We start from the raw sequence: 15,096 nt of genomic DNA on the forward strand, positions 1-15,096 counted from the left end.
CGTCCGGCTTTTTCTTTGCCAGGCGCTTACCGCGCCTTGGCTGGTCGGGCAGTCCTTGCCGAAATCCCGTTGATCATCCGGAAGAAGCGCCAATTCAACAATAGTGCCGCCGCGGCAAGGCCGAGGACGAACCCGAACCAGACGCCGATTCCGCCGAAGTTGAACGGGAAGGCGAAGGCCCAGGCGCAGACGAAGCCGATCGGCCAGTAGGATATCATCGCCAGCAGCATCGGCACCTTGGTATCCTTCAGCCCGCGCAGCATGCCTGCAGCGATCGCCTGCATGCCGTCGACGAGCTGGAAGGCGCCGGCAATGACGATGAGCGGCGCGGCAAAGGCAAGCACGGCGGCGGCATCCGCCCGGTCGGTATCGAGATAGAGCGCGGCGAGCTGGCTCGGGAAAAACGCATAGATCGCGCTACCGACGACGGCAAAGCCGGCACCGAGGACCAGAGATGCAATCGCCGCGCGCCGCACGCCCAGCATGTCGCCGCGGCCAAAGGCAAGCCCGACGCGAACCGTGGCCGCCTGCGCGATACCAAGCGGGATCATGAAGGCGATCGAGGCGAATTGCAGCGCAATCCCGTGTGCGGCGAGCTCGATCGTGCCGATCGTGCCCATCAGCAGCGATGCGACGGTGAAGAGGCTGACCTCGGCGAGGATCGTCAGCGAGATCGGAATCCCGAGATAGACGACTTCGCGGAAAGCTACCCAGTCGGGCCGCCAGAAACGGACGAAGAGTTCGTAGCGGTTGAGCTCTGGCTTGCTCTTGATATAGCCGATCGTCAGCGCCGCGCCGAGGAGCGCTACGCCAAGGGCGGCCACCGCCGCACCGAAGATGCCGAGCTGAGGGAAGCCGAAATGGCCATAGATCAGCACGTAGCAAAGGATGGCATTGAGCACGAGCGTCGCCAGCGTCACGTAGAGAATGACCCCTGCCCGCTCCAAACCGCTCAGGAACGCTCGCAGCACCATGAAGATGAGGCCCGGGAAGATCGCCCATTGCGCAATGTGGATATATTCGGCCGCAAGCTCTGCCACCTTCGGCTGCTGCCCGGCAAAGAGCAGGATCGGCTCGGCCATCCAGAGGATCGGCGCCGTCAGTACGCCATAGAGCAGGACGACCCACATGCCCATGCGCACGGAGCGGCGCACCGAGACCTTGTCGCCCCGCCCCACGGCCTGCGCGGCCATCGGCACCACCGCGTTCGCAAAGCCGCTGCCGAAGATGTAGACCGTGAAATACATCTGCGTCGCCAGGATGATCGCTGCAAGCTCGGTTGCGCCGAGCTTGCCGACCATCAGAACGTCCGTCGTGTTGATCGCGAGTTGAGCAAGCTGGGCACCGACGAACGGCACGCCGAGATAGAAGCTCGCGCGATAATGCGTCCGCCAGGAGTTGTCGGTCGTCAACGGCATCGAGCTCGCATTCGCGGTCAGCATGGCAGATTCCTGGCAGTCGGCGCGGCTCCGGGCCGCAACTTGAGATCGGAGGGAGCAAAACCGGAAATAGAATACCGTCGGGAAAAGAGCCAGCCGCCAGGGCGATGTTGCTCAAACTTTCATCGATAGATCACGAAAATTGATCAATTTCCGTGCATTCGCGGCCGTTCGACCATTTCAACCGCTTCCGCTGCTGCGGCAACAACCGGCGCGTCGGTCTCCACCGCTTGCGGCCCGACCGCGCTGCTCCTGGGTATCTTCAACAGGAAGACGACGAGCGCGCCGACGAGGAAGCAACTCGCAAGCGCATAGGGCGCACCGGCGAAAGCGACAGGAGCGCTGGGGCTGGTGAAGTAGCCGAAGGCCTGGGTGAAGATCAGCGGGCCGATGATCGTGGTGATGCTGCCGATGCTGGTCAGCGCACCCTGAAGTTCTCCCTGTGCCGACGGTGGGACATGCGCGGCTGCGATGCTGCGCAGCGGCGGATCGGCGAGGCTTTCGAGCGCGGTCGCAACAATCACCGCATAGATCATCCACCCCTGCCAGGCGCCGGCATAGCCGATGGCGCCGAGCGTCGTGAAGGTCAGTCCGAGTACTGCCGTCCGCCACTCGCCAAGCCGCGGCACGACACGTGGCAAAATGACGGCCATGACGAATGCGCCGCCAATGCCGAAGATCCCGAGTGAAAGTCCGATCTGTCCCTCGCTCCAGCCATAGCGATAGTTGGATACGAAGGACCAGACTGCCGGATAGACGGAATGGGCGAGCCAGAAGAGAAAGAACACCAAGCCGACCCAGCCGATGCCGGGATAGTTGCGCATCTGCTTCAGAGCGCCGAGCGGATTGGCGCGTTTCCACTCGAAACGGCGGCGATTGGCGCGATCCAGTGTCTCCGGCAGCAGAAACACGCCGAGGATGAAATTCAGGAAGGAGAGCGCTGCGGCACCATAGAACGGCACGCGCGGTCCCAATTCGCCGAGCAAACCGCCAAGCACCGGACCGAGGGCGAAGCCGGTCCCGAAGGCGATTCCGATCAGCCCAAAATTCTTGGCACGGTTTCCGTCATGGCTGATATCGGCGATATAGGCCGATGCCGTCCCGAAGCTCGCCCCGCTGATGCCGGCGAGGATGCGGCCGATGAACAGCATCCAATAGCTGGTGGCGAGCGGGCAGATCAGGTTGTCGAGCGCGAATGTGAAGACGGAGGCGAGCAGGACCGGGCGCCGGCCGAATCGGTCGCTGAGATTGCCGATCAGTGGGGCGAAGAGAAACTGCATCGCCGCATAGACGAGCAGCAGCCAGCCGCCGTCGATCGCCGCCTCGCTGACATTGGAACCGGTCAGCTCTTCGAGATAGGTCGGCAACACCGGAACGATGATCGCGATGCCGAGGATATCGAGGAACAGGATGAGGAAGACGAGGAATAGGCCGCGTCGCACAAATTTCTCGTCGAGCATGCGATACCTCCCCCGGGCGGCCTGCCTCGGGGTGAGAGACAGAACGTGAACGCCGCTACCAATTTAGGTGTAACGGATCATTTTGCGCGAAACAATCCGTGAACATCTCAAATTATCTGATGAGACTATCGCAATGGTTGATGCGTCGGGTAACCGGGCGACCGCCTGTCACGCATGGTCGCGCCGTTGCTCGAGCTTCAAGAAATCCACGAAGGCGCGCAGCGGCGCCGGCATATGCCTACGGCTTGCATAATACAGAAACGGCCCGGAAAAGCTGGTCGTCCAATCATCGAGGATGGGCACGAGCTGCCCGGTCGCGATTGCAGGCGCCACGAACTCCTCGAAGGTCCGGATGATGCCAAGCCCGTCGAGGGCGGCACCGATTTCGAGGTCGATCGTGTTGGCGGTCACCACTGCGGGCGGCGCGATCGTCAGCGCTGCGTCGCCTTCGCCGAATTCCCAGGGAAGCGAGATGCCGCTGGCGAAACGGTGACGAATGCAGCCATGTTCGAGCAGGTCGCGGGGATGGCGCGGCACCCCTCGCCTCGCGAGATAATCCGGTGCCGCGGCCGTGACATAGCGTTGCCGGCTTGGCCCGATGGGGACCGCGATCATGTCGCGCTCGACCCGTTCCTCGTAACGCACGCCGGCATCGAACCCGGCCGCCAGAACGTCGACGAATCCATCTTCCGCCGTCACTTCCAACGAGATTGCCGGGTGCTCGCCGAGGAAGCGACCGACGATCGGCGGTAGGATTTCGCGGGCGACGATGGTCGGGACATTGAGCTTCAGCGTTCCCGCGGGACTGTCGCGCATTTCGTTGACCTGCTCGAGCGCGTCGGCAATTTCGCCGAGTGCAGGCGTCAGCCGATCGAGCAGCCGCGTGCCGGCCTCCGTGAGTGTGACGCTGCGGGTCGTGCGGTTGAGGAGGCGCACGTGCAGCTTCGCTTCCAGCCGGCGCAGCGCCTCGCTGAGCGACGACGCGGAAACGCCGCGTTTCTTCGCTGCCGCGCGGAAGCTACGCGCGGCGGCAACGGCGGTGAAGGCATCGAGATCGGCAAGCGGCAAATCGTTCATTGTGCGGAATTTCGTACAAGTCGTTCGGTTGAGGTCGGATTATCGCACGACGTCGAACGAAGTAAACAAGAGACCGAGCAAGCGGCCGGCAGATTTCGGCCTTGTCGAAGGAGAACTCGAATGGATTACGTTTCACTCGGAAAGACCGGACCATCGGTGTCGGTCCTCGGCCTCGGCTGCATGGGCATGTCCGGCATGTACGGCCCGGCCGATCGTGCCGAAAGCATCGCGACCATCCACGCGGCGCTGGAGGCCGGCATCACGCTGCTCGACACAGGCGACTTCTATGGCATGGGCCATAACGAGATGCTGATCGGCGAGGCGCTGAAAGGCGGGAAACGCGAGAAGGCGTTGTTGAGCGTGAAGTTCGGCGCCTTGCGTGACGCCGCCGGCAACTGGTCCGGCTATGATTGCCGCCCCAAGGCCATCCGCAACTTTCTCGCCTATTCGCTGCAGCGGCTTGGTGTCGATCATATCGACGTCTATCGCCCCTCCAGGCTCGATCCCGACGTTCCGATCGAAGACACCATTGGTGCGATCGCCGACATGGTGAAGGCTGGATATGTCCGCCATATCGGTCTTTCCGAGGTCGGGCCCGAAACCATCCGCCGCGCCGCTGCCGTCCACCCGATCTCGGATCTGCAGATTGAATACTCGCTGATTTCACGCGGCATAGAGACGGAGATCCTGCCGACCTGCCGCGCTCTCGGCATCGGCGTCACCGCCTATGGTGTTCTCTCGCGCGGTTTGATCAGTGGTCATTGGCAGAAGGGCGCGGCCGGCAAGGGTGATTTCCGTGCCATGAGCCCGCGGTTCCAGGAGGGCAACATCGACCAGAACCTCGCCCTCGTCGAGGCACTGAGGCAGATCGCCGATGGCAAGGGCGTTTCGGTGGCGCAGATCGCAATTGCCTGGGTGGCCGCACAGGGCCAGGACATCGTGCCGTTGATCGGCGCACGCCGGCGGGATCGCTTGGCCGAGGCCCTCGCCTCGCGTGCTGTCAATCTCAGCGCCGGCGATCTGGCGGCAATCGAAAAGGCGGTTCCGAAAGACGCCGCCGCGGGCGCCCGCTATCCCGAAGCCCAACTCGCCCATATGGACAGCGAACGCTGACCACGACAAACGACAAGGGCCGGCAATCGCGCCGGCCCTGACGGTTTTCTGCGTCGCTGCGGTCAGACGGCACCCGAGAAAGTATCGCAGGCCGACATCTTGCCGCTGTCGAAGCCACGCTTGAACCAGCGCAAGCGTTGTTCGGAGGTGCCGTGGTTGAAGCTCTCCGGAACGACGTAGCCCTGCATGCGCTTCTGCAGCGTATCGTCGCCGATCTGGGTGGCCGCGTTCAGCGCTTCTTCCAGGTCGCCCGTTTCGAGCAGACCCTTCTGCTCCGTGTATTTGCCCCAGACGCCGGCAAAGCAATCGGCCTGCAGCTCGACGCGAACGGACATCTGGTTCGCTTCGGTCTCGCTCATCGACTGGCGCATCTGGTTGAACTTCGGCAGGACGCCAATCAGGTTCTGGACGTGATGGCCAACCTCGTGCGCGACGACATAAGCCTGGGCGAAGTCGCCGGACGCATCGAATTTCTGGGCGAGTTCATCGAAGAAGCTCATGTCGAGATAGACCTTGTGGTCCCCCGGGCAATAGAACGGTCCGGAGGCGGCCGACGCGAAACCGCAGGCCGAGCGCACCTGGCCGCGGAAGAGCACCATCTTCGGCTCTTCGTATTGTTTGCCGCTCGCCTGGAAGATGCCGTTCCAGGTATCCTCGGTCTCGGCGAGCACGGTCGCCATGAAGGCCTTCATTTCCTCTTCCTCAGCCGAGCCGCGCGGCGCGGGTGAACCGTCGCTCTGCTCGAAGCCGGGTAGCTGCACCTGACCGCCGCCGCCTTCCAGCACCTGCAGCATGTCGATGCCCATAGCCTTGAGGATGAAGTAGAGGATGACGAGGAAGATGATCGTGCCAAAGCTCATGCCGCCGCCGGCGCGACGCATGCCGCCTCCGCCGCCCGGCATGCGGAAACCGCCGCCGCGTCCGAAAGGATTGCCGCCACCCGGGCTCGCGCCGCGCTGATCTTCGATGTTTTCGGATTGGCGGCGGCCTTTCCATTCCATGATCTGTCCTCCCAGCCTCGGTAAACAGGCGTTGTCGGTTTGCTCTTTGTATAGGACGGGCCCAACGTCTTTATAGGACGGGCGCAACGTCGTTGTAAAACGCAATTGCCACCCGTAAGTTCGCGATCTGGCCAGACTTTTTGTTGCTTCAAGCCGGACCTGCGAAGGCGTTTCTGACGCAGGTCGCACTCTGTCGCCTCGGGGTACGCGCGGCTTTCTTGACCCTCCGCTGCTTTACCGCTCCTATGCGCACGCGCGGACAGAACGAGGAGAAGCGTTCATGAAGGCTTTGCGGCTCGAAAGTATCGGTCGTCTCACCCTGGCTGACGTCGAAAAGCCCTTGCCCGGCCCACACGACCTGCTCGCCCGTGTCGAAGCCTGCGGCATCTGCGGCACAGACCGGCACCTGCTGCACGGTGAATTCCCCTCGAAACCGCCGGTCACCCTCGGCCACGAGTTTTGCGGCATCGTCGAGGCGGTCGGCACGGATGTCTCCGATATCGCGATCGGCGCGAGAATTACCGGCGACCCGAACATCGCCTGCGGGACCTGTCCACAGTGCCATGCCGGTCGCGTCAATCTCTGCCGCAATCTCCAGGCGATCGGCATTCATCGCGACGGCGGCTTCGCGGAATACGTCCTCATGCCTCGAAAGCAGGCCTACGAAATACCGTCGGATCTCGATCCGGTACACGGTGCCTTCTGCGAGCCCCTCGCCTGCTGCCTGCATGGCGTGGACATGGCGGGCATTCGCGCCGGCTCCTCCGTCGTCGTTCTGGGCGGCGGCGTGATCGGCCTGCTGGTGGTGCAGCTCGCCAGGCTCGCCGGCGCAACCACGGTGATTCTTTCGACACGGCAGGCGGAAAAGCGCCGACTTGCCGAAGAGGTCGGGGCGACCGCGACCGTCGATCCCTCGGCCGATATCGTCGAACGGATCGCCGGCAAGGATGGACTCGTTCCCGGTGGGGTCGACGTCGTCATCGAATGTGCCGGCGTCGCCGAAACCGTCAGGCAGTCGACGCGACTCGCCAAGGCGGGCGGCACGGTCGTCATTCTCGGCGTCATGCCCCAGGGGGAAACGGTCGAGATCGAACCGTTCGATATTCTCTTTCGTGAACTGCGCGTGCTCGGCTCCTTCATCAACCCCTTCGTGCACCGTCGCGCCGCCGACCTCGTGGCGTCCGGGGTCATCGAGATCGACAAGCTGATTTCACGGCGCGTAACGCTCGATGAGGCCGCCGGTGTCATCTCACGCCCTCCGGCAGCCGGGGAAGTCAAGGTTCTGGTGATTCCCGGTCGCGCCTGATGTTTGGAGCGGTTTGGTGCCGCCGAGCGAGCGATAAAGCAGAGCACGCGCAAATATGCCGGCTTCTTGTCGATTCCGGAATTTTCGGGGTTTCGCTCGCAGATACATTTGCCTATAAGCCGCTTCTAGCCTGAAAAGACCATCAATGCGTGCCCGGCCGGTGACCTCCCACTTTGGCCGGTTTTTCGCGCAGCTAGAAACGGATGACCGACCATGCCGAAGCGCCAAGATATCAAGTCCATTCTTATTATCGGCGCGGGGCCGATCGTCATCGGCCAGGCATGCGAGTTCGACTATTCCGGCACCCAGGCCTGTAAGGCGCTGAAGGAGGAAGGCTACCGCGTCATCCTCGTCAACTCCAACCCGGCAACGATCATGACCGATCCGGGCCTCGCGGACGCAACCTACGTCGAGCCGATCACGCCGGAAGTCGTCGCCAAGATCATCGCCAAGGAGCGCCCGGACGCGCTGCTGCCGACCATGGGCGGCCAGACCGCGCTCAACACCGCGCTGTCGCTGCGCCGCATGGGCGTTCTCGACCGCTACAACGTCGAGATGATCGGCGCGAAGCCGGACGCGATCGACAAGGCCGAGGACCGCGCGCTCTTCCGCGAAGCCATGGCGAAGATCGGCCTCGAGACGCCGAAGTCGCGGCTCGCCAATGCGACCGACATCAAGGATCACGATCGCAAGGTGCATGAGGCCGAGCGCGCCGAACTGAAGAACCGTCTTTCTGGTCCGGAACTCGACAAGGCGCTCGACGAGCTCGAGAACCAGTGGAACCTCGGCGAAGGCGATCGCAAGCAGCGCTACATGAACCATGCGATGGCAATTGCCGCACAGGCGCTCGACGATGTCGGCCTGCCGGCGATCATCCGCCCGTCCTTCACCCTCGGCGGCACCGGCGGCGGCATTGCCTACAACCGCACTGAATTCTTCGACATCGTCGGCAGCGGACTCGATGCTTCGCCGACCACCGAAGTTCTGATCGAAGAATCGGTGCTCGGCTGGAAGGAATACGAGATGGAAGTTGTCCGCGACACCGCGGACAACTGCATCATCATCTGCTCGATCGAGAACATCGACCCGATGGGCGTGCATACCGGCGATTCGATCACCGTTGCCCCGGCGCTGACGCTGACGGACAAGGAATACCAGATCATGCGCAACGCCTCGATCGCGGTGCTGCGCGAGATCGGGGTCGAGACCGGTGGCTCGAACGTCCAGTTCGCCGTCAACCCGGAGAACGGCCGCCTGGTCGTCATTGAGATGAACCCGCGCGTTTCGCGCTCCTCGGCGCTCGCCTCAAAGGCGACCGGCTTCCCGATCGCCAAGATCGCCGCAAAGCTCGCGATCGGCTATACGCTCGACGAGCTCGACAACGACATCACCGGTGGCGCGACCCCGGCATCGTTCGAACCGTCGATCGACTACGTCGTCACCAAGATCCCGCGTTTCGCCTTCGAGAAGTTCCCGGGCGCCTCGCCGGTTCTGACGACCGCCATGAAGTCGGTCGGTGAAGTCATGGCGATCGGCCGTACCTTCGCCGAATCGCTGCAGAAGGCGCTGCGTGGCCTCGAAACCGGCCTCACCGGCCTCGACGAAATCGAAATCCCCGACATGGACGACGACGGCGATGGCCGCAACGCCATCCGTGCTGCGATCGGCACGCCGACGCCGGACCGGCTGCGCATGGTTGCTCAGGCACTCCGCCTCGGCATGAGCGAGGCGGACGTTCACGAGGCGAGCAAGATCGATCCATGGTTCATCGCCCAGTTCAAGGCGATCGTCGACATGGAGGCGCGCATCCGCGAGCACGGCCTGCCCAAGGATGCCGAAAACCTGCGCATGCTGAAGGCCATGGGCTTCTCCGACGCCCGGCTCGCCACGCTCGGTGGCAAGCGCCCGAAGGAAGTGGCGGAACTGCGCAACGCATTGAATGTCCGTCCGGTCTACAAGCGCATCGATACCTGTGCTGCCGAGTTCGCCTCGCCGACGGCCTACATGTACTCGACCTATGAAACGCCCTTCGTCGGTGCCGCCCGTTCCGAAGCCGGGGTTTCCGACCGCAAGAAGGTCGTCATCCTCGGTGGCGGTCCGAACCGTATCGGCCAGGGCATCGAGTTCGACTACTGCTGCTGCCACGCGGCCTTCGCACTGAAGGACGCCGGCTACGAAGCGATCATGATCAACTGCAACCCGGAGACGGTTTCGACCGACTACGACACGTCCGATCGCCTTTATTTCGAGCCGCTGACGGCCGAAGACGTGATCGAGATCATGCGCGCCGAGCAGGAAAAGGGCGAGCTCGTCGGCGTCATCGTGCAGTTCGGCGGCCAGACGCCGCTGAAGCTCGCCGAAGCGCTGGAAAAGAACGGCATCCCGATCCTCGGCACCGCACCGGATGCGATCGACCTTGCCGAGGACCGCGACCGCTTCCAGAAGCTCCTGATGAAGCTCGACCTCAACCAGCCGCGCAACGGCATCGCCTACTCGGTCGAGCAGGCCCGCCTCGTCGCTGCCGAGATCGGCTTCCCGCTGGTCGTGCGCCCGTCCTACGTTCTCGGCGGCCGCGCCATGCAGATCATCCATTCGGAAAGCATGCTGCAGACCTATCTGCTCGACACGGTTCCGGGCCTGGTTCCGGAAGACATCAAGCAGCGCTACCCGAACGACAAGACCGGCCAGATCAACACGCTGCTCGGCAAGAACCCGCTGCTCTTCGACAGCTACCTGACGAACGCCACGGAAGTAGACGTCGACTGCCTCTGCGACGGCAAGGACGTCTTCGTCTCGGGGATCATGGAACATATCGAGGAAGCCGGCATCCACTCGGGCGACAGTGCCTGCTCGCTGCCGGTGCACACGCTCGACACGGCCATGGTCGACGAACTCGAACGCCAGACGGCAGCGCTTGCGAAGGCGCTCAATGTCGGCGGCCTGATGAACGTGCAGTTCGCCATCAAGGACGGCACGATCTACGTGCTTGAGGTCAACCCGCGCGCCTCGCGTACCGTGCCCTTCGTCGCCAAGACCATCGGCGCACCGATCGCCAAGATTGCGGCCCGCGTCATGGCTGGCGAAGCGCTGGATGTGGCGATCGCCGCCTATGGCGAGAAGCCGGATCCGCGCAACCTGAAGCACATTGCAGTGAAGGAAGCAGTCTTCCCGTTCGCGCGCTTCCCCGGTGTCGACACGCTGCTCGGCCCGGAAATGCGCTCGACCGGCGAAGTCATCGGTCTCGACACCGACTACGCGCTCGCCTTCGCCAAGTCGCAGCTCGGCGCCGGCGTCGATCTGCCGCGCGATGGAACGGTGTTCGTTTCGGTGCGCGACGAGGACAAGACCCGGGTTCTTCCGGCGATCCGCATTCTCGTCGATATCGGCTTCAAGGTCATGGCCACGGCCGGCACCGCTCGCTTCCTCGGTGAAAACGGTATTGCCGCCACCAAGGTCAACAAGGTCCAGGAAGGCCGGCCGCACGTCGAGGACGCGATCCGCAACCGTCAGGTCCAACTGGTCATCAATACGACCGATGGCAACAAGGCGATTTCGGACTCGAAGTCGCTGCGTCGCGCGACATTGATGCAGAAGGTGCCCTATTACACCACCATGGCCGGCGCGGAAGCGGCAGCGCATGCGATCAAGGCGCTGAAGGCCGGCAGCCTGGAAGTGCGCCCGCTGCAGAGCTACTTCAAGGCCTGATAAAACAAGCGGCGCGCGATGGTCTCGCGCGCCGCTCCCATTTTCGGCGACTGCTTGCGATCAGCGCTTTCGTCCACTCCGTCCAGCTGAATGCCGCATGAATGGGTGGTTCAGGCTGCGTTCGTCCACACCATGCTCCAATATGTCAGCGCTTGGGGATCGGAGGAGCCTCCGGCGGGCGCGCTACGGGGCAAGATCGTGCAACTCTATTTTTTCGATTTGCATTGGGGCGACGAGCACTTCGTCGACGAGGACGGCATCAACTATTTCGACGAAGGCTCGGCCCTTTATTATGGCCAGCGCATCGCCGACAGGATCGGCCGCGATGCGGACTATGGATCCCTGAAGGTCGAGGTCTTCTCCAGCAACCGCAGGCTACTTGCGACGATCGTTCCGTCGGGCGGCCGCGGCGGCGAGCAGCGCGCGCTGCTTGGGCGCCGCCACGTCGGCGCGCCGCTCCACGCGGCCGCCTAGGGAAGCTCCGGGCCGGGCCGCGGGGACCGAAAGATGCTCCCGGATCAAAGCGCCAAAGCGTCACTCATCTGATAGCACGACGCTTTGGTTTCCAGCGACCGCCTGGACCGCTGCTCCTCCCGCATTCCGCCCGGACCGCTTGGCGGCAAGCCGGACGGTTCTAAGGCCGAAATAGAGCGATGCCGTCGAGATCATGGTAGCGACGACGAAGACGGCGAACAGTGCCCCGTGCATCGTGGCGGAGCTTGCCTTCTCGTCGAAGCCCTGGAGGTTGGCGGTCAATCCGCATATTGCTGCACCGACGGCGTAGCCGGCCGACTGCAGCGTCGGCAAAAATGCCGAGGTCTTGTCGCGTTCCCTATGCGGCGAAACATCCATCATCAATTGGCTGAGCGTCCCCCAGGAGACGCCGAAGCCGGCGCCAATCGCGATCTGACTTGGAAAGACCAGCCGGAATTCGTCCATGGCGACCGCAATCGTCAGGCCGGCGAGTCCGAGGCTGAGAAATGCCGGCCCCGTCTGGATCAGCTTCACGCGCAGATCATGCGAGCGCAGGCTCGCGACGAGAATTGCCGTCACGCTCCAGGAGATCGCCATCAGCGCACCGGAAAAGCCTGCGGCGGTCGGGCTGAAGTTCCACACATGCTGCAGGCCATAGATGAGGTAGACGGACCCGGACGCTTGCGCCAACGGCATCAGCAGCACGACCCAAAGGCCGGTACCGAGCGGTTTTGTGAGCGCGAAGGCGCCGGCAGGCAAGATCGAGTGCGCCGCCCGCCGGTCGGTGCGGACTGCAGCCCAGAGGATCGTCAGCGCCGTTGCCAATGCGGCGACCATCAACGGAACGCTTTTGGCGGTGGTTGAAACCGATATCAGCAATATGCCGGTACCGACGACCGTCAACCGCAGGAGCGGGATCGGGCGTGACTTGCCGACCGATATCTTTTGGGCCGGAACGATGGCGAGGACGAGGGTGACGAAGATTGCCGCGGCCGGGATGTTGACGCCGAAGGCGGCCCGCCAGGACCAGTGTTCTGTAACGAAGCCGGAGACGAGCGGACCGCCGAAGGCGGCCATCGCCCAGACGATGGCTTCGGCTCCGAAGACCTTCGGCACCAGCCGCGGCGGAAAGAGCTCCGGGATCAGCGCGTAGCAGACCGCGGCGATGATACCCTCACCAAATCCCTGGAACACCCGACCCGCGAGCACCTGCGGCATGCTGCTCGCGGTCGTCGCGATCATGGTTCCGGCCACAAATACGATGGCGGCTGTAATCAGCGTGCCGCGGGCGCCGAACCTTGCCTTGAGATTGGCCGCAACCGCCCCGCCGAGAATCGCAAAGACGAGATAGAGCGTGACCGCCCAGGAAAGCAGCGTGGCGCCGCCGATGTCCGCGACAGCCGTTGGTAGCGCCGTCGCTATGAAAAACTCATTGAACGCAAAAAGTGCGACCCCAAGGCAGAGCGTCACCGTTGCCGCCAGATAGCCTGGCGGGAGCAGTTCGTTCCAGCGCCCGTCCTCTTGCGGCCCCGTGTCCAGGTCCGCCTTGATGTCGTGGTCTTTGGTCAAATCCATGCGCCTTGCTTCCTCATTGATATGCTGCAGGAGCAATTCTGATACGACCTCAACCGCAGTTGAGGTAAAGCGGTTTCTGCGAAACTTGCCGCCGGTTTCGTTCGTCTACAAGTTGCGAACAGATTGTCGCCTTTGGTGGATGGTGGCGAAATATCTGGCTTTCGCGCTTCCGTTTCTGCTATAACGAGGGTTCGAAGTTTCGGACGGTTCCGGTGTTCGCGCGCCGGAGACCGTTTTCTTTTGCGTTGGCGCCGCCCCAAGGGCGGCGCCTCGTGCTTGATGAAGGACAATGAAATGGTCGAAAAAGTGCCGATGACACAGGGTGGATTCGTCAACCTGCAGGAGGAGCTGCGCTGGCGCCAGCAGGAAGAACGACCACGAATCATCGAGGCGATTGCCGAAGCCCGTGCACATGGCGACCTGTCGGAAAATGCCGAATACCATGCCGCCAAGGAGGCGCAGAGCCACAATGAGGGCCGCATCACCGAGCTCGAAGACTTGATCGCCCGCGCGGAAGTCATTGATCTCTCGAAGATGTCCGGCTCCAAGATCAAGTTTGGCGCCAAGGTCAAGCTCGTTGACGAAGACACGGACGAAGAAAAGACCTATCAGATCGTCGGCGACCAGGAGGCCGACGTGAAGGCTGGTCGCATCTCGATCTCCTCGCCGATCGCGCGTGCCCTGATCGGCAAGGAGGTCGGCGATTCCATCGAAGTGAACGCCCCCGGCGGCTCCAAGGCCTACGAAATTCTCGCGGTCAACTGGGGCTGATCAGCCCCGGCAGGGGCGAAGCTTCCCTTCGCCCCATTCTCTCTTTCCAAAAAGACGATCGTTGCTCGCGCAAGGAGTGCGCTTTCGTGGCCGATATCCGGAACGTCGAAGTCATCGCTCCCAATTTCAAGCGCCGCCTCTCGGGCGTGACGTCCACCATTATCCAGTTGATTCCGATCCAGCGCGCGCTCGGCGAAAAGATCGCGGTGCTCGGCCCTGGGCTGCCGGACACCCTGCCCTCGATCCGATTCCGCGATCTCCTGCGCTTGTGGAGCGCGCCGGACGGCCGGCCCTGCCGGGTCTGGCACGCGCGCCGCAACGTCGAGATGCTGCCGGCGATTGTGCTGCGCGATCTGCTCGGCATGAAGCTGAAGATCGTCTTCACGTCCGCCTCGCAGCGCCGCCACACCGGCTGGAGCAGGTTCCTGATTTCCAGGATGGACGCAGTGATCGCGACGAGCGGCAAGACCGCCGCCTATCTCGAAGTGCCGAACACGGTGATCCTGCACGGGATCGACACGAAACGCTTCCAGCCGCCTGTGGACGCGGCTGCTGCCAAGTCTGCGCTCGGCCTCGACCCCGCGCAGAAATATGTCGGCTGCTTCGGACGGGTTCGCAAGCAGAAGGGAACCGATCTCTTCGTCGACAGCATGATCGCGCTGCTGCCCTGCCGGCCGGGCTGGAGCGCCGTCGTCGCGGGGCGCGCGACCGGCCCGCATGTGGCGTTCGAGAACGAGTTGAAGGAACGTGTGGCAAAGGCCGGCCTGACGGACCGCATCCGTTTCGTCGGCGAGCACACCAACATTCCCGATTGGTATCGCGCGCTAGACCTCTTCGTCGCGCCGCAACGCTGGGAAGGTTTTGGCCTGACGCCGCTCGAGGCGATGGCAACCGGCATACCGGTTGTCGCAACCGATGTCGGCGCGTTTTCGGAACTGGTCGTCATCGGTGAGCAGGAAACCGGCACGATCATTGCCGCAAACGATCTGCAGGCGATGGTCGAGGCGACTGCCGGTTTCATGGACGATGATCGCCGCCGCGCCTTGGCAGGCGCCAATGGCCTGGGGCTGACCTGCGCGTCCTTCGCGATCGAAGGCGAGGCCCGTGCGATCAACGCCGTCTACGAGCGGTTGATGCGCTTCTGAGCGGCCGGCAGCCCGCGTGCTACTGCATGT

11 protein-coding genes are annotated in these 15,096 nt (G+C 63.2%); 6 read left to right on the forward strand and 5 right to left on the reverse strand.

Annotated features, from left to right (window positions below; genetic code table 11):
* Positions 1 to 26: 26 nt before the first annotated feature.
* From AC1Z3V_RS26285 to AC1Z3V_RS26295, 3 genes are all read right to left on the reverse strand, one after another.
* A complete protein-coding gene (locus AC1Z3V_RS26285; protein ID WP_483502573.1) occupies positions 27 to 1,442 on the reverse strand; it encodes an MATE family efflux transporter in 1,416 nt (471 codons plus the stop codon).
* 143 nt (positions 1,443 to 1,585) lie between these two features.
* Positions 1,586 to 2,899: a TCR/Tet family MFS transporter gene (locus tag AC1Z3V_RS26290; RefSeq protein WP_483502574.1), complete on the reverse strand. Its 1,314-nt coding sequence runs from the start codon at positions 2,897 to 2,899 to the stop codon at positions 1,586 to 1,588.
* A gap of 168 nt (positions 2,900 to 3,067) precedes the next feature.
* The gene (locus AC1Z3V_RS26295) at positions 3,068 to 3,976 is read right to left on the reverse strand and encodes a LysR substrate-binding domain-containing protein (RefSeq protein WP_483502576.1); all 909 of its coding nucleotides are present in this window, start codon (positions 3,974 to 3,976) and stop codon (positions 3,068 to 3,070) included.
* A gap of 120 nt (positions 3,977 to 4,096) precedes the next feature.
* On the opposite strand from AC1Z3V_RS26295, the gene AC1Z3V_RS26300 reads away from it, so the two are divergent.
* Positions 4,097 to 5,089 (forward strand): aldo/keto reductase, encoded by a 993-nt coding sequence (locus AC1Z3V_RS26300; RefSeq protein ID WP_429815271.1) that lies wholly within the window; start codon positions 4,097 to 4,099, stop codon positions 5,087 to 5,089.
* A gap of 62 nt (positions 5,090 to 5,151) precedes the next feature.
* On the opposite strand, the gene ypfJ is transcribed toward AC1Z3V_RS26300, so the two are convergent.
* A complete protein-coding gene (gene ypfJ / locus AC1Z3V_RS26305; protein WP_483502578.1) occupies positions 5,152 to 6,090 on the reverse strand; it encodes a KPN_02809 family neutral zinc metallopeptidase in 939 nt (312 codons plus the stop codon).
* A gap of 280 nt (positions 6,091 to 6,370) precedes the next feature.
* On the opposite strand from ypfJ, the gene AC1Z3V_RS26310 reads away from it, so the two are divergent.
* The 3 genes from AC1Z3V_RS26310 to AC1Z3V_RS26320 all read left to right on the forward strand — a co-directional run bounded on the left by AC1Z3V_RS26310 (position 6,371) and on the right by AC1Z3V_RS26320 (position 11,575).
* The gene (locus AC1Z3V_RS26310) at positions 6,371 to 7,396 is read left to right on the forward strand and encodes a zinc-dependent alcohol dehydrogenase family protein (protein WP_483502580.1); all 1,026 of its coding nucleotides are present in this window, start codon (positions 6,371 to 6,373) and stop codon (positions 7,394 to 7,396) included.
* Between the two features lie 213 nt (positions 7,397 to 7,609).
* Entirely contained in the window at positions 7,610 to 11,101 is a 3,492-nt protein-coding gene (carB, locus tag AC1Z3V_RS26315) for a carbamoyl-phosphate synthase large subunit (protein ID WP_483502581.1), read from the forward strand.
* A 198-nt stretch (positions 11,102 to 11,299) separates the two neighbouring features.
* On the forward strand, positions 11,300 to 11,575 hold the full coding sequence (locus AC1Z3V_RS26320; RefSeq protein WP_483502583.1) for a hypothetical protein: 276 nt from the start codon (positions 11,300 to 11,302) through the stop codon (positions 11,573 to 11,575).
* A gap of 60 nt (positions 11,576 to 11,635) precedes the next feature.
* Here the strand turns inward: AC1Z3V_RS26320 and AC1Z3V_RS26325 are convergent, their stop codons facing one another.
* On the reverse strand, positions 11,636 to 13,150 hold the full coding sequence (locus AC1Z3V_RS26325) for an MFS transporter (protein WP_483502585.1): 1,515 nt from the start codon (positions 13,148 to 13,150) through the stop codon (positions 11,636 to 11,638).
* A 294-nt stretch (positions 13,151 to 13,444) separates the two neighbouring features.
* Here AC1Z3V_RS26325 and greA point away from each other — a divergent pair, with 294 nt between their 5' ends.
* Both greA and AC1Z3V_RS26335 read left to right on the forward strand, forming a co-directional pair.
* On the forward strand, positions 13,445 to 13,921 hold the full coding sequence (gene greA / locus AC1Z3V_RS26330) for a transcription elongation factor GreA (RefSeq protein WP_077961205.1): 477 nt from the start codon (positions 13,445 to 13,447) through the stop codon (positions 13,919 to 13,921).
* 86 nt (positions 13,922 to 14,007) lie between these two features.
* A complete protein-coding gene (locus AC1Z3V_RS26335) occupies positions 14,008 to 15,066 on the forward strand; it encodes a glycosyltransferase family 4 protein (protein ID WP_483502587.1) in 1,059 nt (352 codons plus the stop codon).
* Positions 15,067 to 15,096: the final 30 nt, after the last annotated feature.

Source organism: Ensifer sp. 38_S197, from assembly GCF_056924495.1.

Coding starts and splice junctions, on each gene's coding strand:
- AC1Z3V_RS26310 (WP_483502580.1), top strand. CDS start 6,371: ATGAAGGCTTTGCGGCTCGAAAGTATCGGTCGTCTCACCCTGGCTGAC.
- carB (WP_483502581.1), top strand. CDS start 7,610: ATGCCGAAGCGCCAAGATATCAAGTCCATTCTTATTATCGGCGCGGGG.
- AC1Z3V_RS26300 (WP_429815271.1), top strand. CDS start 4,097: ATGGATTACGTTTCACTCGGAAAGACCGGACCATCGGTGTCGGTCCTC.
- AC1Z3V_RS26295 (WP_483502576.1), bottom strand. CDS start 3,976: ATGAACGATTTGCCGCTTGCCGATCTCGATGCCTTCACCGCCGTTGCC.
- greA (WP_077961205.1), top strand. CDS start 13,445: ATGGTCGAAAAAGTGCCGATGACACAGGGTGGATTCGTCAACCTGCAG.
- AC1Z3V_RS26285 (WP_483502573.1), bottom strand. CDS start 1,442: ATGCTGACCGCGAATGCGAGCTCGATGCCGTTGACGACCGACAACTCC.
- AC1Z3V_RS26290 (WP_483502574.1), bottom strand. CDS start 2,899: ATGCTCGACGAGAAATTTGTGCGACGCGGCCTATTCCTCGTCTTCCTC.
- ypfJ (WP_483502578.1), bottom strand. CDS start 6,090: ATGGAATGGAAAGGCCGCCGCCAATCCGAAAACATCGAAGATCAGCGC.
- AC1Z3V_RS26325 (WP_483502585.1), bottom strand. CDS start 13,150: ATGGATTTGACCAAAGACCACGACATCAAGGCGGACCTGGACACGGGG.